The 20910-nt window shown below is 40.3% G+C and carries 17 protein-coding genes and 1 pseudogene; 14 read left to right on the top strand and 4 right to left on the bottom strand.

Annotation, left to right across the window (positions count from 1 at the left end):
• Positions 1-22: 22 nt before the first annotated feature.
• Together BMSHG_RS16240 and BMSHG_RS16235 are read left to right on the top strand one after the other, a co-directional pair.
• The gene (locus BMSHG_RS16240; protein ID WP_019155514.1) at positions 23-1072 is read left to right on the top strand and encodes a DUF3048 domain-containing protein; all 1050 of its coding nucleotides are present in this window, start codon (positions 23-25) and stop codon (positions 1070-1072) included.
• A gap of 144 nt (positions 1073-1216) precedes the next feature.
• Positions 1217-1516, top strand: coding sequence for a YerC/YecD family TrpR-related protein (locus tag BMSHG_RS16235; protein ID WP_019155513.1), 300 nt, complete (start codon positions 1217-1219; stop codon positions 1514-1516).
• A gap of 85 nt (positions 1517-1601) precedes the next feature.
• Here the strand turns inward: BMSHG_RS16235 and BMSHG_RS16230 are convergent, their stop codons facing one another.
• Positions 1602-1850 carry a hypothetical protein gene (locus BMSHG_RS16230; RefSeq protein ID WP_148346952.1) on the bottom strand — a complete coding sequence of 83 codons (249 nt, stop codon included), beginning with the start codon at positions 1848-1850 and terminating at the stop codon, positions 1602-1604.
• A gap of 126 nt (positions 1851-1976) precedes the next feature.
• Here BMSHG_RS16230 and pcrB point away from each other — a divergent pair, with 126 nt between their 5' ends.
• From pcrB to pruA, 10 genes and pseudogenes are all read left to right on the top strand, one after another.
• Positions 1977-2654: a heptaprenylglyceryl phosphate synthase gene (gene pcrB / locus BMSHG_RS16225; protein ID WP_019155511.1), complete on the top strand. Its 678-nt coding sequence runs from the start codon at positions 1977-1979 to the stop codon at positions 2652-2654.
• A 66-nt stretch (positions 2655-2720) separates the two neighbouring features.
• Positions 2721-4934: a DNA helicase PcrA gene (pcrA, locus tag BMSHG_RS16220; RefSeq protein ID WP_019155510.1), complete on the top strand. Its 2214-nt coding sequence runs from the start codon at positions 2721-2723 to the stop codon at positions 4932-4934.
• 18 nt (positions 4935-4952) lie between these two features.
• Complete coding sequence (gene ligA, locus BMSHG_RS16215) at positions 4953-6968, top strand: NAD-dependent DNA ligase LigA (RefSeq protein WP_019155509.1); 2016 nt, start codon at positions 4953-4955, stop codon at positions 6966-6968.
• Between the two features lie 31 nt (positions 6969-6999).
• Positions 7000-8169 carry a CamS family sex pheromone protein gene (locus BMSHG_RS16210; RefSeq protein WP_019155508.1) on the top strand — a complete coding sequence of 390 codons (1170 nt, stop codon included), beginning with the start codon at positions 7000-7002 and terminating at the stop codon, positions 8167-8169.
• A 119-nt stretch (positions 8170-8288) separates the two neighbouring features.
• A complete protein-coding gene (locus tag BMSHG_RS16205) occupies positions 8289-8501 on the top strand; it encodes a hypothetical protein (protein ID WP_019155507.1) in 213 nt (70 codons plus the stop codon).
• A gap of 74 nt (positions 8502-8575) precedes the next feature.
• A complete protein-coding gene (locus BMSHG_RS16200; RefSeq protein ID WP_019155506.1) occupies positions 8576-9043 on the top strand; it encodes an 8-oxo-dGTP diphosphatase in 468 nt (155 codons plus the stop codon).
• 165 nt (positions 9044-9208) lie between these two features.
• Positions 9209-9742: pseudogene (locus BMSHG_RS29135) on the top strand (GNAT family N-acetyltransferase); the annotation flags it as partial.
• A gap of 320 nt (positions 9743-10062) precedes the next feature.
• Positions 10063-10359, top strand: coding sequence for a hypothetical protein (locus BMSHG_RS16190; RefSeq protein WP_019155504.1), 297 nt, complete (start codon positions 10063-10065; stop codon positions 10357-10359).
• 83 nt (positions 10360-10442) lie between these two features.
• Positions 10443-12080 carry a catalase KatX gene (gene katX, locus BMSHG_RS16185; protein WP_019155503.1) on the top strand — a complete coding sequence of 546 codons (1638 nt, stop codon included), beginning with the start codon at positions 10443-10445 and terminating at the stop codon, positions 12078-12080.
• A 218-nt stretch (positions 12081-12298) separates the two neighbouring features.
• The gene (gene pruA, locus BMSHG_RS16180) at positions 12299-13846 is read left to right on the top strand and encodes an L-glutamate gamma-semialdehyde dehydrogenase (RefSeq protein ID WP_019155502.1); all 1548 of its coding nucleotides are present in this window, start codon (positions 12299-12301) and stop codon (positions 13844-13846) included.
• A 324-nt stretch (positions 13847-14170) separates the two neighbouring features.
• Here the strand turns inward: pruA and putP are convergent, their stop codons facing one another.
• Positions 14171-15640 carry a sodium/proline symporter PutP gene (gene putP, locus BMSHG_RS16170; RefSeq protein WP_019155500.1) on the bottom strand — a complete coding sequence of 490 codons (1470 nt, stop codon included), beginning with the start codon at positions 15638-15640 and terminating at the stop codon, positions 14171-14173.
• Between the two features lie 404 nt (positions 15641-16044).
• Positions 16045-17004 (bottom strand): calcium/sodium antiporter, encoded by a 960-nt coding sequence (locus BMSHG_RS16160; RefSeq protein WP_019155498.1) that lies wholly within the window; start codon positions 17002-17004, stop codon positions 16045-16047.
• Positions 17005-17654: 650 nt separating this feature from the next.
• Between BMSHG_RS16160 and aceA the strand changes: the two genes are divergently transcribed.
• Together aceA and BMSHG_RS16140 are read left to right on the top strand one after the other, a co-directional pair.
• Positions 17655-18941, top strand: a complete 1287-nt coding sequence (gene aceA / locus BMSHG_RS16150; protein ID WP_019155496.1) for an isocitrate lyase — start codon at positions 17655-17657, stop codon at positions 18939-18941.
• Positions 18942-19889: 948 nt separating this feature from the next.
• Entirely contained in the window at positions 19890-20324 is a 435-nt protein-coding gene (locus BMSHG_RS16140; RefSeq protein ID WP_019155494.1) for a YueI family protein, read from the top strand.
• 17 nt (positions 20325-20341) lie between these two features.
• Here the strand turns inward: BMSHG_RS16140 and BMSHG_RS16135 are convergent, their stop codons facing one another.
• Positions 20342-20755 (bottom strand): MerR family transcriptional regulator, encoded by a 414-nt coding sequence (locus BMSHG_RS16135; protein WP_019155493.1) that lies wholly within the window; start codon positions 20753-20755, stop codon positions 20342-20344.
• Between the last annotated feature and the right edge of the window lie 155 nt (positions 20756-20910).

Below are 20910 nucleotides of genomic sequence, written 5' to 3'. Positions count from 1 at the left end.
GCGCAAATGTAAGGGGTGCACAATGAAACGTAATTGGATGTATGCTACGGCGACAGCATTCTTTTTACTTGCTGGCTGTAGTAATAGCGAAGAAACTGTACAAGAACATCAAGAAAAACCTATAAATGAAGAAGTGAACAAAGAAGGTTCCGTTGAGGAGTTTGCCTATCAATATCCATTAACAGGAGTGGGTGTGAAGGAAGAATCAACGAATCGTGCTTATGCGGTAATGGTGAACAATGATCCGAAGGCAAGACCGCAATCTGGCTTGCATAAAGCAGATATTGTCTATGAGTTACTAGCTGAAGGCAATGTTACTCGTTTTCTAGCTGTTTTTCAAAGTGAGGAAGCTGATCGTATCGGTCCAGTGAGAAGTGCGAGAGACTACTATATTGATTTAGCTAAAGGGTATGACGCATTGTATATTGCCCATGGCTACAGCCCTGAAGCGAAGGAAATGCTAGACAGTGGTTATGTCGACAATATCAACGGGATGCAGTATGATGGTTCCTTATTTAAAAGAGATAGCAATCGAGTTGCTCCCCATAATTCTTATATTACGACGGAGAGTATTTTAAAAGGTGCTGACAATCTCGGTTATAACATGGATGTTCCGCCAGTTTCGTTGCCTTTCTTAACAGAGGGGGAAGCAGAAGCGCTTGCTGGTTCAAGTGCTAAGACCGCACAAATATCCTATTTTTCGAGCGATCTGTTCAATGTTATTTTCGAGTATGATGAAGAAACGATGAAGTATGAACGTTATTCAAACGGTGAACGGACAGAAGACTTGGATTCTAGTGAACCTGTGTTGTTAGACAATATTTTCGTAGTGGAAGCAGACCATCGACTCATTGATGATTATGGTCGTCGAGAGATTGATTTAACTTCAGGAGGAAAAGCTTATCTCCTACAAAGAGGTCAATGGCAAGAAGTCGAATGGAAAAATGTTGATGGTAAGATTCTTCCTTTCGATGCAAATGGGCAAGAGGTTGGCTTCGTATCAGGGAAAACGTGGGTCAATGTCGTCCCATCAGACCAAGGGATTGAAAATGTGGTTTCATTTACGGAGTAACTAAAGGGAGCTTTCGCAACCATGATGGCTGTTGCAAGTTACTAATATGCCAAAAGAGGACAGCCGCACACTTTTTTGCGAAAAACCAAATCTATACGTAAACAGTGAAAAAGAAATAGAAAATTGCCTAAAAGGGGTAAATGTATGCAAATTGAAAAACTTAGAGGAAAAGAACTGGATCAATTATTCAATGCAGTCTTGTCACTCAAAGATTTAGAGGAATGCTATCGTTTTTTTGATGATTTATGCACAGTGAATGAAATTCAGTCTTTGGCACAACGTCTTGAAGTAGCACGTATGCTACGTGAAGGAAAAACATATCATAAAATCGAGACTGAAACAGGTGCGAGCACAGCCACCATCTCACGTGTAAAGCGCTGCTTAAATTATGGGAATGACGCATACGAATTAGCACTTGAGCGAATTAAGGAAGAAAATGCATAAAATTTAAGAAACCGAGGGCGCCAGTTGCCCTCGGTTTTCGATTTTTTTAGGGAATGACGACCGGAAGTTCAAACCTAGTTTTTGTCTAAAAGATGCTCGAATCCGCAATTATGCTTGATTTACCCGCAATATACAGCGAAGTACCCGCAATAATGGGAAAAACATCCGCAATCAACAGCAAAGCCCCCGCAATAATGGGAAAAACCCCCGCAATCAACAGCAAAATCCCAACAAATAAACTCGAAACCCCCGCAATCACCCCCCTCTCCAAAAACCAACATTCTTCCTGCCCCCCAAAAACAGCGATACTTAAACCAACCAAACATAAAAACATGACCTTTTATCATTTTTTATTCCCTATAACAAATGCTATAATGATGGAATGGAGTATGGATTTGTCCATATAAAAAACGATGGATCTTCATCGATTGAAATATACTCGATTTGGAGGAAGTAGTACGTGTACGATATTCGTGACTGGCGCCATGCGTTTAAGCTGGATCCTAATAAAGAAATTTCCGATGAAAATCTTGAAAAAATATGTGAATCTGGAACAGATGCGATCATTGTCGGTGGTACGGACGATGTGACCTTAGAGAAGGTACTAGACTTAATGGCGAGAGTTCGAAGATACACGGTTCCTTGTGTTTTAGAGGTTTCTAATATTGAATCGATTACCCCTGGCTTTGACTTTTATTTCATTCCCTCTGTATTAAATAGCCCTGATTCCAAATGGTTAATTGAGTTGCATCATGAAGCGGTGAAACATTACGGAGATATTATGAATTGGGATGAGATTCTCGTCCAAGGTTATTGTATTCTAAATGAAGATTGTAAGGTAGCCAAGCTAACAAAAGCGAATGTCAACCTAACTAGTGAAGATGTAGCAGCTTACGCAAGAATAGCGGAAAATATGTTCCATCTACCGATTTTTTACCTAGAGTACAGCGGTTCATATGGAGACGTTAAAACCGTTCAAGAAGCGAAAAAAGTCCTCGATCACACCGTCCTTTTTTATGGTGGGGGAATCGGAAACTTAGAACAGGCAAAAGAGATGTCCGCGCACGCTGACGTCATCGTCGTAGGCAATAGTATATATACGGACCTTCAAAAAGCACTTGATACGGTCAAAATATAAATTGATGACAAGACGTAAGTCAGATACAATAAAGATAAGAACATATGTTTGTGTGGTGGTGAAGAAATGCAATACTTAACAGATAAATTATTAAATGGTTTGAATCCAGAACAGCAAAGAGCAGTGAAAACGACAGAAGGTCCATTGCTTCTTATGGCAGGTGCAGGTAGTGGAAAAACGAGAGTATTAACACATCGGATTGCTTACTTAATGGTGGAAAAACGAGTGAATCCGTACAATATTCTTGCGATAACTTTTACCAATAAAGCTGCTCGAGAAATGAAGGAACGTATTTACAAAATGATGGGTGGAGTAGCAGACGAGATTTGGATTTCTACCTTCCACTCGATGTGTGTAAGAATTCTCAGACGTGATATTGATCGAATTGGCTACAATCGAAATTTCACCATTTTGGATTCGACTGATCAGCAATCGGTCATCAAAGGAATCCTTAAGGAAAAGAATATTGACCCGAAAAAGTTTGATCCTCGAGCGATTTTAGGTTCTATCAGCAGTGCCAAGAACGAATTGAAAACACCTGAAGAATTCAGTAAAACAGCTGGTGGCTACTATGATCAGGTTGTGGCAGATGTGTACGATCTATATCAAAAAAGGCTTAGGAAAAATCAAGCGCTTGATTTCGATGATTTGATTATGATCACGATCCAGCTTTTTCAAAGAGTGCCAGAAGTACTCGAATTTTATCAGCGAAAATTTCAATATATTCACGTTGATGAGTACCAAGATACAAACCGTGCTCAATATATGCTCGTGAAATTATTGGCAAGTCGCTTTCAAAATCTTTGTGTTGTGGGGGACTCTGACCAGTCGATTTATCGTTGGAGGGGAGCGGACATCGCCAATATCCTTTCCTTTGAAAAAGATTATCCGCTAGCAAGCGTAATCTTATTAGAACAAAACTACCGCTCGACAAAGACGATTCTAAATGCAGCCAATGAAGTGATTAAGAACAATCTAAATCGTAAGCCGAAGAATCTTTGGACAGAAAATATGGATGGCAATAAAATCTATTATTACCGGGCGGATAGTGAGCAAACAGAGGCTCAATTTGTTGCTGGAAAAATTAAAGAGCAAGTCGATAGTGGCAAACGTTCCTATTCTGATTTTGCGATTCTCTATCGCACGAATGCGCAGTCTCGTGTCATGGAGGAAGTGTTGCTGAAATCGAACATTGGTTATGCGATTGTTGGTGGGATTAAGTTCTATGATCGCAAAGAGATTAAAGACATTCTTGCCTACCTTAGATTAATTGCCAATCCAGATGATGATATCAGCTTGCAAAGGGTCATCAATGTACCGAAGCGCGGCATTGGTTCAAGCTCGATCGATAAAATTGCGAATTTCGCCAATCTCCATGATATTTCGATGTTTGATGCTTTAGAATCGATTGAACTTATTGGATTAAGTCCGAAAATCACGAAGGCAGCTGCAGAATTTCGTGAATTAGTCAAAGGCTATTCAAACATGCAAGAGTATCTTTCCGTTACTGAACTGGTGGAGGAAGTGCTTGAAAAAACTGGCTATCGAGAGCTATTAAAAGCCGAGAAGTCACTAGAATCTGAAAGTCGCTTAGAGAATATCGATGAATTTTTATCGGTCACGAAGAGCTTTGAGGACGGAAGTGAAGATAAGAGCTTAGTTGGATTTTTAACTGATTTAGCGCTCGTTGCTGATATTGATAAGCTGGAAGACGACGGAGAAAAGACGGATCAAGTCGTCTTAATGACATTACACTCTGCAAAAGGATTAGAGTTTCCAGTTGTCTTTTTAATGGGACTAGAGGAAGGCGTATTTCCACATAGCCGTTCCTTAATGGAAGAAGCGGAAATGGAAGAGGAACGCCGTTTAGCATATGTAGGAATTACCCGTGCAGAAGAAGAACTTTATATTACAAATGCACAGATGCGTACTTTGTATGGACGGACGACTATGAACCCTCCTTCACGCTTTATTAATGAAATTCCAGAAGAATTATTAGAAGGGGTTCAGCCGAAAGGAAGAGCGTCAACACCATCCCCATTTGCGGCTCCTTCACGACCAACGTTGAGAGCGGCAGTAAAGAAACCTGTACCAACCTCCACTGGTGGAGAAGCATTGGGATGGGCTGTTGGAGACAAAGCGCAACACGTAAAATGGGGAGTCGGTACCGTTGTTAGTGTAAAAGGTGAAGGTGAAAGCATGGAGTTAGATATTGCTTTTCCAAGCCCAGTCGGGATTAAGAGACTTCTCGCAAAGTTTGCTCCAATTCAAAAAGTGTAAGTGAAAGGGTTGGGAAAGATGGACCTTCAAACAGCAGAAAAAGAAGTGAGAGAGCTTCATCAAAAATTAAATCAATACAATTATGAATATCATGTATTAGACAAACCGTCTGTTCCAGATGCGGAATATGATCGACTTATGCAACAGTTAATCCAGATTGAGGAACAATTTCCTCAGTTGAAGACTTCTGATTCCCCTACACAACGTGTCGGTGGTCAGGTCCTAGACCTATTTGAAAAAGTACAGCACGAAATTCCGATGCTCAGTCTTGGAAATGCCTTTAATGAGCAGGATTTACGTGATTTTGATCGCCGTGTCACACAAGCTGTCGGCGAAGAACATTCGTATGTTTGTGAGTTAAAAATTGATGGACTCGCTGTTTCTTTACGCTATGAAAATGGGTTGTTTGTTCGTGGAGCGACTCGTGGCGATGGAACGACAGGCGAAGATATTACGGCAAACTTACGAACGATTCGTTCGATTCCATTACGCTTAAATGAGCCTGTTTCAATTGAGGTTCGTGGGGAAGTCTTTATGCCAAAACGCTCCTTTGAAGCATTGAATAAGTTGAAAAAGGAAAGAGAAGAAGAGCCGTTTGCCAATCCACGTAATGCGGCGGCAGGTTCCTTAAGGCAGTTAGATACAAAAATTGCTGCTTCACGGAATTTAGATGTTTTCCTCTATAGCATTGCCAATACGGATGCAGCGGGAGTTTCTTCCCATAGTGGTGCCCTCGATTACTTAGATAAGCTAGGATTTAAAACGAATAAGGAAAGAAAAATGTGCCGAACAATCGAGGAAGTGTTACAGTTTGTTGAAGGTTGGGCTGAGAAAAGACCACATCTTCCTTATGAAATCGATGGTCTTGTCATCAAAGTCGATTCATTAGATCAACAAAGAGCGCTTGGATTTACGGCAAAAAGTCCACGCTGGGCAATCGCTTATAAATTCCCTGCAGAAGAAGTTGTAACGACGCTTAGGGAAATTGAGCTAAGTGTGGGACGAACAGGTGTCGTAACGCCAACTGCGATTTTGGATCCTGTTCGTGTAGCGGGAACAACGGTACAGCGCGCTTCTTTGCATAATGAAGATCTCATTCGTGAAAAAGATATTAAAATTGGCGACCAGGTTGTTGTGAAAAAGGCAGGAGATATTATTCCAGAAGTGGTCAACGTGTTAGCTGATAGCCGTACTGGAGAGGAAATTGATTTTCAAATGCCAACCCATTGTCCGGAATGTGAAAGTGAACTCGTTCGTCTGGAAGGGGAAGTGGCTTTACGTTGTATTAATCCCAAATGTCCAGCACAAATTCGTGAAGGGCTGATTCATTTCGTGTCTCGAGATGCGATGAATATTGATGGACTTGGAGAAAAAGTGATTAGCCAACTCTTTGCTGAACAATTAATTGAAGATGTTGCTGACATTTATAAGCTAACAAGAGAACAACTTTTGGCATTAGAAAGAATGGGTGAAAAATCAGTCAGCAATTTATTGCAGGCGATTGAAGCCTCTAAAAGCAATTCACTTGAAAGATTACTCTTTGGGTTAGGAATCAGACATGTAGGTGCAAAAGCGGCGAAAACATTAGCAATTGAATTCGACACTATTGATAGGTTAGCTGTGGCTACATATGAGGAATTAACAGCAATCAATGAAATCGGTGATAAAATGGCTGATTCAATCGTATCCTATTTTGAACTTGAAGAGGTAAAGGAATTACTTGAAGAATTAAAGGCGATCGGCGTGAATACAGAATACAAGGGACCAAAGCCTGTTTCGATTGAAGATTCTACTTCCTTTTTCGCTGGAAAAACAATTGTTTTAACAGGGAAGCTCGAACAATTATCACGTAATGAAGCAAAAGAAGAGATTGAAAAGTTAGGTGGAAAGGTTTCTGGAAGTGTCAGTAAGAAAACCGATCTCGTGATAGCTGGAGAAGACGCTGGTTCTAAGCTGACAAAGGCAGAGGAACTAGGTGTTGAAGTATGGAACGAAGAAAAGATGATAGAAGAGTTGAAGAAATCTCAAGAATAATGGAGATTAGAAAATAAGAGGTGAATGTACCGTGAGAAAGATCTCATTGGTCGTTTTAGCTTTTTTCCTTTTATTGACTGGTTGTGCTCCTAATTTCCAAAAGGAACAGGAGATTGTCCAGGAGAAGGATGACTCGAAAGAAAAAGCGATTATCCCAAAATATAAAATTTCGGATCAATATTACCAAACGATTTTACCGTTTGAGCCTTCGGAAGCTCGTGGTTTAACGGTGAGTCAGTTAAATACAAGATACGATATCGATGAATTTGAAACAGGGTTGATGCGTATTGCACAAAACACGTTTAACCCAGACAAATTTCTGTTCCAAGAGGGGCAGTATTTAGACAGAAAAACGGTTGGCTTATGGCTCAATCGTAAATATACAGACGAACAAGTAGAAAAATTGGAAATGAAAGCAGAAGAAAATATTGGTCTAAACCCTGTAGATCCTGGGGAAGGCGATGTGCAAACGAGAAATCGAGAAAATCCAATCTATTTGGCCCATATTTTAGAGCATAACTATCTTGTCCGAGGAGAAGATGGGACTGCTCGTCTTGGTGGAATTGTCATTGGTTTGGCAATGAACTCGGTTCACTATTTCCAAGAAGTCCAGTATGGTGCTACTTATGAAACCAAAATTGAGCATGCTGTGTTGGATCGAGAAGGGAAGCGAATTGCCCAAGAGGTTGTGGGACGACTAAGACAGATAAAAGGGCTTGAAAAGGTACCGATTACGATTGCATTATTTGAGCAAGAAAGTAATTCCTCTGTTGTACCTGGTAATTTCTTTGCCTATGCTAATGTGTCAGAGGGCAGTTCCAAGCTTGGTAGTTGGGAAGCTGTTAAAGAAGACTATGTTCTGTTCCCTTCAACTGATGCGCAAAATAATTATCGTGATGATTTAACGACCTTTTTGAATTTCAAGCAGGATGTGGAAGAATATTTCCCAAATTTTAACGGTGTAATCGGAAAAGCATTTTATATTGATAATGAACTTCAAGATTTAAGTATCAATATACCGATTCAGTTTTACGGAAAGTCAGAAGCCGTAGGATTTACCCAATATGTAACAGGATTAATTATGGAGCATTTTCCAAACTATATTGCCGTTGAAGTGAATATTTCGTCTGTTAATGGACCGGAAGCGTTAATCGTACGAAAAGTGAATCAAGATGAACCGTTTGTGCATATTTATAATTAATCAAAAACCTGAATCGTGAAATCGATTCAGGTTTTTTGCATTGCTAACTGGGATTTTATGTTAGAATTGAAATATAGGAATAGTTTAATAATTACGTCATCGATACTTGGAGGACGGTTATGAAAAAAAGTAAATTTATCATATATATGGGGTCAGGGATATTATTCGGATTATTTATCCTTCCAACTATTCTACCATTTAACTTCGCTGATGTTTTTGTGCTCGTCTTTGGTGAACCGAATGTGGTTAATAGGATAATTGTATCTGTCATTAGTCTCGTCTTAATCATAAGTTTGTTTCGAGGACTATATAAAGGATTTGTTCAAAAGTAGAGATATGAGTAACAGACCAGTCGATTCGGTTTTGGTCTGTTTTTCATTACAAGACAAAAAGGAGAAATGCAGGAATGATCAAAGTCGATATGTACACAATGTGTCTAGTTCAGGATGGAGATAGGGTGTTATTAATTAATAGACCAAGTGAGCGTGGTTTTCCAGGGTATATTGCGGCTGGGGGAAAAGTTGATTTTCCAGAAAGTTTAACTGATGGAGCGATCCGTGAAGTATGGGAAGAAACAGGGTTAAAAGTAAAAGAGCTCGCATATAAAGGGTTAGCCGAATTCGTTGATCCAGAAGAAAATTATCGATATATGGTCTTTAATTATTTGGCCCAGTCATTTGAGGGGGAACTATTGGAAAATCCACCAGAAGGAGAACTACGTTGGGTCCCAATAAAAGAGGCCCTTGATTTACCAATGCAACCATGGTTTCGGAGAAGATTTCCTTTATTCTTTGAAAAAGGGACTTTCGAAATCTACGAAATTCGCAATCAAGCAGCAAAAGAACAGATTAAAGAGACCGTGAAAATGACGTAATGAAGTTCTATTTTATGAAAAAACCACCATCATTACGAAACCAGCGATTAATAAAGAAAATGTTCGTCAAGATTTAATCAAACGTTTGATTGAATGAAAAAACGACAGACAGGATTCTTAAATGGGCTAGTCGTTATGTTCAATTGAAATGAGGGGAAGCGAATCGTGTTTACATATGAAATCGATGAAGGGCTCACTTTGCGACAAATCGACTTAGCGGATGCTGAGCGAGTATTTGAATTAACGAATCGCTCAAGGGAATATTTGCAAGAATGGCTCCCGTGGTTAGATGGAACGACGAAATTAGAGGATACAATTGGATTTATTGATAGCTGTATGCAAGGTGCGGCTAATAAAACGAGTCTTACTACAGTCATTCTATACAGGGAAGAAATTGTTGGAGTTGCTGGTTACAACAATATTAGTATGGCGAATAAAACTGCTTATATTGGATATTGGCTTGATCAGGAGTATCAAGGAAAAGGAATGATGACTAGGGTGGCGCAAGCCTTAACAGACCATGCGTTTCAACAATTAGGTTTGAATAAAGTGGAAATTCGAGCAGCGGTTGAAAATGAAAAAAGTCGTTCCATACCAGAGAGATTAGGTTTTGTAAATGAAGGCATTATTCGTCAAGCAGAATGGTTATATGATCATTATGTCGATCATGTTGTGTATGGGATATTGGCTGAAGAATGGGGTAAAAGAAGTGAACTTGATTTCCAACGAATACCTGTCGACAAGCTTAGTAAAGTTGCCCAAAAGGAAGCCGGAAAAGTTAAAAACAAGAAATTGCGAATCCTCTGGATTGTTCCGAACGTACTCATATGGTGTATGTTTATTGGTTTGTCCATTTGGGTGGGTACGAAAGTGGAGGAATTACAGGAAATAGAGATGTTATCGTTTTGGATCATTCAGTTACTAGTAGTACTTTTATTGGCAATTATTGGAAGTTATCAAATCTGGAGCTGGATCAAACAAGGGAAGTTGTAGGCTGAAACAAATAGGAGGGGCTACTAATGAAGGCAAATTCAACAGAAACCTCTACATGGAATAAGAGAGGGAAAGTCTTTTTCATGGTTTCGATTATCCTTTTTATTATGATCGGGTACGTTACGCTCGAAAATGAGAACTCTTTTGATAGAGGAGGAATAATTTGGCTTCTTCTCATCATGATTTTTTCTAATATTGTCCTTGTCATACAAAACTATCGGAAGAGAGAATTATATTATACTTTAGGTTCCATCCTTATTTGTGTAGCAGGTATTCTCTTTTTGTTCATACCGGAAATCATGTGGTTAGTAAAGGTTCTCTGAAAAAATTTTCCTTTCTTTCATAAAATCACCTTTCATTGCGCATATTGATATTGTTAACTATCAATGAAAAGAGGGGTTAGGCCATGGATAAGAAGGATAATGAGTACTATGGAACAAATGTTGAAGGCTCTGAGGATTTATTGACGAACAAAACTGGGGAAAATGAGACTGAGGACACATTAACGAATCGTCAAGGTCATCCTGTTACCGACAATCAAAATGTCAGAACGGTCGGGAATCGTGGACCGACAACACTTGAGAACTACGATTTTCTAGAGAAAATTAGTCATTTTGATAGAGAGCGTATTCCGGAAAGGGTCGTTCACGCTCGTGGTGCAGGTGCCCATGGCTATTTTGAAGCGTACGGAACTGTTGGAGATGAACCGATATCGAAATATACAAGAGCGAAACTTTTTCAGGAAAAAGGGAAAAAGACGCCTGTGTTTATTCGCTTTTCAACAGTCAATCATGGCAAGCATTCCCCAGAGACATTAAGAGATCCACGTGGATTTGCTGTTAAGTTTTATACAGAGGACGGAAACTGGGATTTAGTCGGGAATAATTTAAAAATCTTCTTTATTCGCGATCCGTTAAAGTTCCCAGATTTGGTTCATGCATTTCAACCGGATCCTGTGACAAATATACAAGACGGGGAAAGAATCTTTGATTTTATCTCTCAATCGCCCGAAGCAATGCATATGATCACGTTTTTATTTTCTCCTTGGGGAATTCCGGCGAATTATCGGCAAATGCAAGGGTCAGGAGTTCACGCCTATCGCTGGGTCAATGATGAAGGAAAAGCCGTTCTTGTAAAATATCATTTTGAACCATTGCAAGGAATTAAAAATCTTACTCAAGCTGAAGCAGAAGAGATTCAAGGTAAAAACTTTAATCATGCCACCCAGGATCTGTATGAAGCAATTGAAAAGGGAGAGTATCCTGAGTGGGAGATGTATGTGCAAATCATTTCCGATGACGAGCATCCAGACTGGGATTTTGACCCATTAGATCCAACAAAGCTTTGGTATAAGGATGAGGTACCTTGGAAAAAGGTTGGGAAATTAGTCTTAAATAAAAACCCAGAGAACTTTCATGCAGAAGTGGAACAAGCTGCGTTTGGGACAGGGGTTTTAGTCGATGGGCTTGATTTCTCAGATGACAAGCTTCTCCAAGGGAGAACCTTTGCATACTCGGATACGCAACGCTATCGTGTAGGAGCGAACTACTTACAACTTCCAATTAATGCTCCGAAAAAGCATGTGGCGACGAATCAAAGAGGTGGTCAGATGGAATACCGCGTCGATCAGGGTGTCCATCAAAATCCGCATGTTAATTATGAGCCCTCAATAATCGGTGGTTTAAAAGAAGCAAAGCAAGTTGGCAAAGAACATACTCCCCATGTGGATGGGGACGTGAAAAGAGAAGCAATTGAGCGTCAAAATAATTATGGGCAAGCTGGAGAAACGTACCGTCGTTTTAATGAGTGGGAACGTACAGAATTGATTAATAATCTCGTTAATACGCTGCACACTTGTCGAACGGAAATTCAAGAGGCGATGGTCGAGAATTTAACGAAATGTGATCCGGACTATGGCAAACGTGTTGCAGAAGGCTTAAAAATGATGCATATGGATGCAGGACATGGTCCAATTGGTTCAACGAAGACAGAGGAAGCGGTGCAGCAGGCAGAACAAATGGGGCACCCTTCTGATCCTTATTAACGCATAGGGTCTCAAACGAGGCCCTTTTTTTGATCAGAAAGTTATCTTAAAATAAAGATTATTCTAAGATCATTGAACCACTTCCATAAAACTGATAGAATGTGAGTGAATACTAGGAAAATTCTATAAAGACTTATTTTTAAAAAACGAACGATTGTGTTTCTTTCATCAAAGTTCGGTTTTTTTAAGTCGTAATCAGTTCTAAGGAGGCGGTTTGATTGGTACAGGCATACAAGCATGAGCCATTTACAGATTTTTCAGTAGAAAAGGAACGTGAAGGCTATTTACAAGCTTTAAAGACAGTTGAAGGATATTTAGGGAAAGATTATGACCTTGTCATTGGTGGAGAACGCATTTCTACTGAAGAGAAGATCGTGTCTATTAATCCAGCGAAAAAGACTGAAGTAATCGGACGTGTTTCAAAGGCAAACAAGGAGCTTGCTGAACAAGCCATGCAGGCTGCAGTGAAGGCTTTTAAAACGTGGAAAAAAGCAAAGCCTGAACTACGTGCAGATGTGCTATTTAAAGCAGCTGCCATCATTCGTCGTCGCAAGCATGAGTTTTCGGCTCTTTTAACAAAAGAAGCTGGAAAGCCATGGAGAGAAGCTGATGCAGATACAGCAGAAGCGATTGATTTCTTAGAATTCTATGCTCGTCAAATGCTAAAGCTAAAAGACGGTGTACCTGTACAAAGCCGTCCGAATGAATATAACCGTTATGATTACATTCCACTTGGAGTGGGTGTCATTATTTCACCTTGGAATTTCCCATTGGCGATTATGGCTGGTACAACAGTAGCTGCGATTGTTTCTGGAAATACCGTTCTTCTAAAGCCAGCTTCGACCACGCCAATTGTAGCTGCAAAGTTTGTTGAAGTGATGGAAGAAGCAGGGTTACCTGCAGGTGTTCTAAACTTTGTTCCTGGAAGTGGCGCAGAGGTTGGAGATTATTTAGTAGACCATAAGGATACTCGTTTTATTAGTTTCACAGGTTCTCGTGATGTCGGCCTAAGAATCTATGAAAGAGCATCTAAGTTAAATGAAGGTCAAATTTGGCTGAAGCGTGTGATTGCAGAAATGGGTGGAAAAGATACGATTGTTGTGGATAAGGAAGCTGACTTAGAGCTTGCAGCACAATCGATTGTGGCTTCTGCATTCGGTTTCTCTGGACAAAAATGTTCTGCTTGTTCCCGTGCAGTAGTAGTTGAGGACGTGTACGATCAAGTATTGGACCGTGTCGTAGAATTAACGAATCAACTAACGCAAGGAAACCCAGTTGATCAAAACAACTATATGGGACCTGTGATCGATCAAGCAGCTTTTGATAAAATTATGAGCTATGTGGAAATCGGGAAGCAAGAGGGACGTCTTGTAGCAGGAGGAGAAGGAGACCACTCAACCGGTTTCTTCGTTAAGCCAACAGTGATTGCAGATCTTGCTCCAACTGCAAGGTTAATGCAGGAAGAAATCTTTGGACCAGTCGTTGGTTTCACAAAGGCAAAAGACTTTGCTGAAGCGTTAGAAATTGCCAATAACACTGAGTATGGTTTAACAGGTGCTGTGATCACAACAAACCGTGCCCATATGGAACAAGCGCGTGAAGACTTCCATGTTGGAAATCTTTACTTCAACCGTGGTTGTACAGGTGCGATTGTAGGATACCAACCGTTCGGTGGTTTCAATATGTCTGGTACAGACTCAAAAGCAGGTGGCCCAGACTACTTATTGCTTCATCTGCAAGCTAAGACTACATCTGAAATGTATTAATTCAGTTTGTTGAACCGCATTCCTTTTTTGGAATGCGGTTTTTTGGTGTTGGTGGAAGGCGGTAGATACACGATAGGAAAAGCTGTGCCATCATAGGCGCGAGCTCAGTTTGAATCTGGCGAGTACATGGCCATGATCCGCAATCATCCTTAAATCCCCCGCAATTATTACCGATTTACCCGCAATAAACCCAGAAAGACCCGCAATCATCGCCAAAACCCCCGCAATAAACTCGAAAACCCCCGCAATCCCACGATGCGAAGACTACGAAAGTTATCCATAATTTAGAAAACCCGCCAACTCACAAGAGTGGCAGGTTTCCTATTAATCTTCTAATTTCGTTTTATACACTTCGAACTGTTCTTGTACTTTCGCAACAGGTGCATTACCAAGCAGACTGACTACAACAATGGCAATCCAAGCAAATAAGAACCCTGGAGCTAGTTCGTATAAGTCGAAGATCCCACCGGAAATGCTTGCCCAGATTATGACGGTTAATGCGCCAACAATAATCCCTGCGAGAGCACCATTTCGTGTCATTCGCTTCCAATACAAGCTCAGTATAATGACGGGACCAAAGGCAGCACCAAAACCAGCCCAAGCATAACTGACTAATTCTAATACTTTACTATCGGGATCATACCCGAGGAGAATCGCCACGACGGCAATTCCTAAAACAGCAATTCTGCCAACAATCATTTCTTCCTTTTTGGAAGCATCTCTTCGGAAAATAGATTTATAGAAATCTTGTGCTAATGCACTTGAAGAAACGAGTAACTGGGAATCGACCGTACTCATGATTGCTGAGAGAATGGCTGCCAGCAAGAATCCTGATACAACAGGGTTAAATAAAACCTGTGAAAACATAATAAAGACCGTTTCAGAGTTTTCTAAAGGTGAGTCTGCAAAATAAGCAATCCCCGCAAGACCGACGAATAAGGCACCAAAGAGGGAAAGAATCATCCATACCATTCCGATTAAACGCGCTTTCGGAATTTCCTTTGTTGACTTAATTCCCATAAAGCGGACGATAATATGTGGCTGCCCAAAATACCCTAATCCCCATGCTAATAAGGAAATGACACCAATCGTCGAAGCCCCTGTATACACATTTAAATAAGAAGGGTCGATACTACTAATCTGTTCGACTGTTGCATTCCAACCACCAAGCTCATAAATCGCGGCTCCGGGAATGATAATAAGAGCTAAAAACATTAAGATCCCTTGAATGAAGTCCGTCCAGCTAGCTGCTAAAAATCCACCGAAAAACGTGTAAGATACAATGACGGCTGCCCCGACCCATAGTGCGACAATATAGTTCATACCAAATGAATTTTCTAAAAGAATCGCACCACCGACGAGACTGGAGGATGTGTAAAATGTGAAAAATACTAAAATGACAATTGCGGAAACCACGCGAAGTATTTTGGATGAATCATGGAAACGATTTTCAAAGTAATCAGGAACAGTAATCGAGTCATTCGCTACTTCCGTGTAAACTCTGAATCGTTTGGCGATGAACTGCCAATTTAAATAAGCTCCAATTGCTAGACCAATAGGTAACCAGATTTCACCAAGGCCACCAAGATACACAGCACCAGGTAAACCAAGCATGAGCCAACTACTCATATCAGAAGCTCCTGCGCTTAATGCAGCCACACCTGCTCCAAGCCTTCGTCCACCAAGAACATAATCGGTTAAATTACTTGTTTTGCGTGCAGCAATAAAACCAATTAACAGCATTCCTACTAAATAAATAATAATCGAGACTAACGTGGGTAAGTTAATATCCATATTGTTTTATCCTTCTCCTTTTTCTGTAAAAAATGTGATTGTTGATAGGACGATTAACAGTGGCATCGGAATGAGCATCCACAATGCAGTCGCTGTTGAAAGACCGAATATCACTTTGCTCCACCTCCCTTTCTATACAAGTGCATACAGTTTGTTTGTATGCTGAAATCTAAGGTGTTTCAGGTATGCGTTTTGAAACGCCTTATAGATCATAACATAGATATATTATCTAAGTATAAAAAATATTCGGATTAATATTCGTCGGTGAATAAAAATACATAAAAAGTGATGGAAAATTCACTATATCGCAATATAGATAATATCTATTCATGAAAATTCATAAAATTAATTTTGCTCAATTATTCACAAATAAAACCAAATGAGGAACCGAAATTCCTCAAAAATTAGTTCCTCATAATGATGAAAATCATGTAAACGACATAGGCTAGCGCCATAATTAGCCCCTCTATTTTACCAATTCGATAATTTGAGCGAGAAAAGATAAAGAGAACAATCGTTAAACCGATCATTAAGATTGTATCTGTAAACAGTTTGCCATCAACAGGAAGTGGAGATATAGCTGAGGATGACCCGAGTACGAATAGAATGTTAAAAATATTGCTCCCGACAATATTGCCTAGAGCGATCTCACTGAGCTTTTTATAGGCAGCTGTAACGGATGTAATAAGTTCAGGCAAAGACGTACCAACTGCCACAATTGTTAACCCAACTAACGTTTCGCTCATGCCAAGAGAGTAGGCGATGGTTGTGGCATTATCTACAACTAGATCACCGCCCCAAATAATTCCCGCAAGCCCCCCGATGGTAAACAGAATATTTTTACCCCAAGAGCCTTTCTTTTTACCAGGTTCCTCGACGACTAACTCTTTATCTCTGCTATTTAATGCTAGTTCAAAAATGTAATACATGAAAATTGCAAAAAACAATAAAAGAATAAATCCATCTCCGCGGGTCACAGAATTTGCCCCAACAAACTGGAGAGAGATGTCACTTATTAAAATGAGCAATGCGACACTCGCTAATAGGGTGAATGGAATTTCCTTTCTGATTGTAGCATTTTCCACCTTTAATGGATTAAGAAAGGCTGTTACACCAATCACAAAAGTAATATTGAAAATGTTGCTCCCAATCACGTTCCCAAGGGTTACTCCTGCATTTCCGTTCATTGCTGCTGTAATACTGACAGCCGCTTCCGGAGAGCTTGTTCCAAAGGATACAATTGTTAAACCGATAATAATGGGTGGGATTTTAAGGAGGGCGGCAATATTAGAAGAACCTTCAACGAAAAAATCCGCTCCTTTTATTAACAGGGCAAATCCGATAATAAGCAAAATATAAGCCATGTACATCATCCTTCTATTTGGTTATGTTGTTTATTTTTTCCTATCTTACAAATTATACTCGGTCAGCAGGAACATATAAATCCTATTCTACTATCTTGTCATCTTAGAACTCGAAGTGAATCCTTTTTTTGTTATCTAACTAGACGAACTTCGTAAGCAAAGCATGTGGTTGCTCTCCTAAAATGCCGGGAAATGCTCATATCACGTTAGGCGACGAACCGTCGAAAGCTCATGGGTGGTCTATGAATGAACGTATGTGTCATACGGCTCAAGAGCTTCGCTTTAGAAAGATAACAGGAAAAATTCCGCTTAATGAGCAAGCATCATGAAAAAGAGCCGAAATAACAGGAAATATTCCTGCTATTCCCTCAAAAAATGTCAAAATAAACGATTTTGCCCTTCATAAGCGGAAAATTTTCCGTTATATGCTCTAACAGGGACTCCATTGCGGAGATAACAGGAAAAATTCCGCTTATGGGTGGGGGCTAGTGGGTCGAATTAGGCAAACCCGGAAGCTACTACATTTTGCAGGTTCTTTTTTAAAAATTTTCAAAAAATAGGTTCCGTTTTCAAATAGTGTGTTATATAATACGAAATATAAAACTTAATACTGTATTATAACAATAGATAATTTGAGAGGAGAATGGGAAATGACAAACGAAAGAGCGAAAAAATTACAAGAGAAATGGGATCAAGATGAACGATGGTTAGGGATTGAGAGGCCGTATTCAGCCGAAGATGTGATCAAGCTAAGAGGATCTATCGATATTGAACATACTCTTGCGCGCCGTGGAGCAGAGAAACTGTGGAAGCTTGTAAATACAGAGGATTTTGTTAATGCACTTGGAGCGTTAACAGGAAATCAAGCGGTCCAGCAGGTAAAGGCAGGACTAAAGGCGATCTATTTAAGCGGATGGCAAGTGGCTGCTGATGCGAATCTATCCGGTCACATGTATCCTGATCAAAGCTTGTATCCGGCAAACAGTGTACCAAGTGTGGTAAAACGCATTAACCAAGCGTTGCAGCGTGCTGACCAAATTCATCATTTAGAAGGAGACGACTCAATCGATTGGTTTGCTCCGATTGTCGCTGATGCAGAAGCTGGATTTGGTGGGCAGTTAAATGTGTTTGAACTGATGAAAGGAATGATTGAAGCGGGAGCAGCGGGAGTGCACTTTGAGGACCAACTTTCTTCTGAAAAAAAGTGCGGTCATTTAGGCGGGAAAGTTTTGCTGCCAACACAAACTGCGGTCCGCAATCTTATTTCTGCACGGCTAGCTGCAGATGTCATGGGTGTTCCAACTGTGCTTGTCGCTCGAACGGATGCAAATGCTGCCGATTTAATTACAAGTGATATTGATTCCTATGATGCACCATTTATTACGGGAGAGCGTACGGCTGAAGGTTTCTTCCGCACAAAAGCTGGAATTGATCAAGCGATCGCTCGCGGTCTGGCTTATGCTCCATATGCTGATTTAATTTGGTGTGAAACATCTGAACCAAATATTGAAGAGGCTAGGAAGTTTGCGGACGCAATTCATCAGGAATATCCAGGCAAATTACTCGCTTACAACTGCTCACCTTCATTTAACTGGAAGGCAAAGCTAAGCGATGAAGAAATTGCTCAATTCCAAATTGAATTAGGGAAGATGGGATATAAATTTCAATTCGTTACGCTCGCTGGTTTCCATGCCTTAAATCATAGCATGTTCAAACTTGCTTTAGGCTATAAGGATCGTGGCATGGCAGCCTATTCGGAACTGCAGCAAGCGGAGTTTGCAAGTGAAAAGGATGGCTATACCGCGACTCGCCACCAACGAGAAGTGGGGACAGGATACTTTGATCAAGTATCAATGGTTGTGACAGGCGGGACTTCATCTACGACGGCATTAAAGGGATCTACAGAGGAAGAACAATTTACAGCAAGTACAAAATAAAAGCATATTTTTTAAAGGCTGCTCTGAAAAAGTTCTTATATGAACTTTTTGGTGCAGCTTTTTTGGTGGGGTACAACCATTGGAATCTTTCCTCATGAACTTATTATGGTTAGCCTAAAATTATGCTGTGTAATATCCGAATTACACATTCTTTGTCATCGATTTTGTACATAATTAAAATAGCATTTTTAGATTCGGACAGAAGAGGTAGTAGAGAGGGTGAAGGAGTCCGAATAAGAGGTGTATTCGGACAGAAGAGCAGACGGAAGAGGAACGGGAGTCCGAATAAGAGGTGCATTCGGACAGAAAAGGTAGTAGAGAGGGTGAAGGAGTCCGAATAAGAGGTGCATTCGGACAGAGAAGCAGTCGTGAGGGGAACGGGAGTCCGAATAAGAGGTGTATTCGGACAGAAAAGCAGTCGGGAGGAGAACAGGAGTCCGAATAAGAGGTGCATTCGGACAGAAGAGGTAGTAGAGTGGGTGAAGGAGTCCGAATAAGAGGTGCATTCGGACAGAGAAGCAGTCGTGAGGGAAACAGGAGTCCGAATAAGAGGTGCATTCGGACAGAAGAGCAGACGGAAGGGGAACAGAAGTCCGAATAAGCGGTGTATTCGGACAGAGAAGGTAGTAGAGTGGGTGAAGGAGTCCGAATAAGAGGTGCATTCGGACAGAAAAGGTAGTAGAGTGGGTGAAGGAGTCCGAATAAGAGGTGTATTCGGACAGAAAAGGTAGTAGAGTGGGTGAAGGAGTCCGAATAAGAGGTGCATTCGGACAGAAGCTCCCAAGTAACATATTTTTTTGATATCATAAAAGCTGGGTACACTATATAGGATTCAATTAAACGTTTGATCAAATAGAACGAACAACATTCAAACAATCGATTGATCAAATGAACATTACGCCTTATTTATACATAGATCATAGTAGCTTTAAAGTTAGGAGGATTTACATGTCAGGTCCTAATTTGGATGATTATCTACAGCAGGGAATTCATGGTCAAAAGGAAATAAATCCAGATGAAAGAAGAAAATTTTTAGGGACACTTAGAGAAAGAATTGTTCTCGCTCTTACGCAAGCCCAAGTGCGAGAAGACATCATTTTTCCAGAAGTTGAACAGGCATTAGAGGAAAATCAAAAGGCAACCTTACTGTTAAATGGAAACATCGATTACAGCCACTTATCCAAATACATGAAGCTTTGCAACGACCAAAACATAAAATACTCGATTGTAACCAACAAAGAACATAACTCGGAGATCGGATTAGTCCTTGCCCATGATTATGCCGTCGACAAAGAGGACATTTATGTAACCAAACCACAAGTCTCATATGAAGAAACGAGCACTGAAAAAAAGGGGTTCTTTTCTAAGTTGTTTAAAAGGTGATACATTCAATCACCTTTTTATTTTGTAATCGAAGCAGCAATATTATGTTTATGGATATCTTCCGTTCCGGCTTCTAATGCTTGTTTATAGTATGAACATTTATGCTCGATCACTGCCATCGTTTTTTGGAGTTCTTTCATCTGTGCTTCGACACAGGCTTGTCTTTCCAGAAACATGTCATAACGTTTTTGCAGTGTAGAATCGCCCTCTCCACACCAATCAATAAAATGTTTAATTTCTTTAATGGGCATCCCCGTTGATTTCAAACACTCAACGATTTTTAAAGCATCGATGTCAGATTCCTTAAATAATCGTGTCCCGTTCGCTGTCCGTCCAACAAAAGGGAGAAGACCTTCTTTGTCATAGTAACGCAACGTATACGCAGTTAGATTCAATTCCTTTGCCGCCTCGCTAATCGAATAAGTTTTCAATCGGAATCCCTCTCTTTATCTAAATTAACTTTGAGTTAACTCTAACTCGCTACAAGCATTTGCTCAAATCATTTGCTCGAAAAAAATTCACAACTCTTCGCTTGACCTAGAGTTAACTATAAGGATTAACATGATGGGTGAAGAGTACCTGAATG

The sequence above is a fragment of the Robertmurraya massiliosenegalensis JC6 genome (assembly GCF_000311725.1).
GTDB lineage: Bacteria > Bacillota > Bacilli > Bacillales > Cytobacillaceae > Robertmurraya > Robertmurraya massiliosenegalensis.
Note: the sequence above shows the minus strand (reverse complement) of the source record. Positions and strands in the feature narration are given on the sequence as shown.

Bases quoted from the DNA above. Each gene is read 5' to 3' on its own strand.
- BMSHG_RS16140 (WP_019155494.1), top strand. From the start codon at position 19,890: ATGTCAGGTCCTAATTTGGATGATTATCTACAGCAGGGAATTCATGGT.
- BMSHG_RS16240 (WP_019155514.1), top strand. From the start codon at position 23: ATGAAACGTAATTGGATGTATGCTACGGCGACAGCATTCTTTTTACTT.
- aceA (WP_019155496.1), top strand. From the start codon at position 17,655: ATGACAAACGAAAGAGCGAAAAAATTACAAGAGAAATGGGATCAAGAT.
- BMSHG_RS16235 (WP_019155513.1), top strand. From the start codon at position 1,217: ATGCAAATTGAAAAACTTAGAGGAAAAGAACTGGATCAATTATTCAAT.
- BMSHG_RS16205 (WP_019155507.1), top strand. From the start codon at position 8,289: ATGAAAAAAAGTAAATTTATCATATATATGGGGTCAGGGATATTATTC.
- BMSHG_RS16190 (WP_019155504.1), top strand. From the start codon at position 10,063: ATGAAGGCAAATTCAACAGAAACCTCTACATGGAATAAGAGAGGGAAA.
- pcrA (WP_019155510.1), top strand. From the start codon at position 2,721: ATGCAATACTTAACAGATAAATTATTAAATGGTTTGAATCCAGAACAG.
- BMSHG_RS16160 (WP_019155498.1), bottom strand. From the start codon at position 17,004: ATGGCTTATATTTTGCTTATTATCGGATTTGCCCTGTTAATAAAAGGA.
- katX (WP_019155503.1), top strand. From the start codon at position 10,443: ATGGATAAGAAGGATAATGAGTACTATGGAACAAATGTTGAAGGCTCT.
- BMSHG_RS16230 (WP_148346952.1), bottom strand. From the start codon at position 1,850: ATGTTTTTATGTTTGGTTGGTTTAAGTATCGCTGTTTTTGGGGGGCAG.
- putP (WP_019155500.1), bottom strand. From the start codon at position 15,640: ATGGATATTAACTTACCCACGTTAGTCTCGATTATTATTTATTTAGTA.
- ligA (WP_019155509.1), top strand. From the start codon at position 4,953: ATGGACCTTCAAACAGCAGAAAAAGAAGTGAGAGAGCTTCATCAAAAA.
- BMSHG_RS16200 (WP_019155506.1), top strand. From the start codon at position 8,576: ATGATCAAAGTCGATATGTACACAATGTGTCTAGTTCAGGATGGAGAT.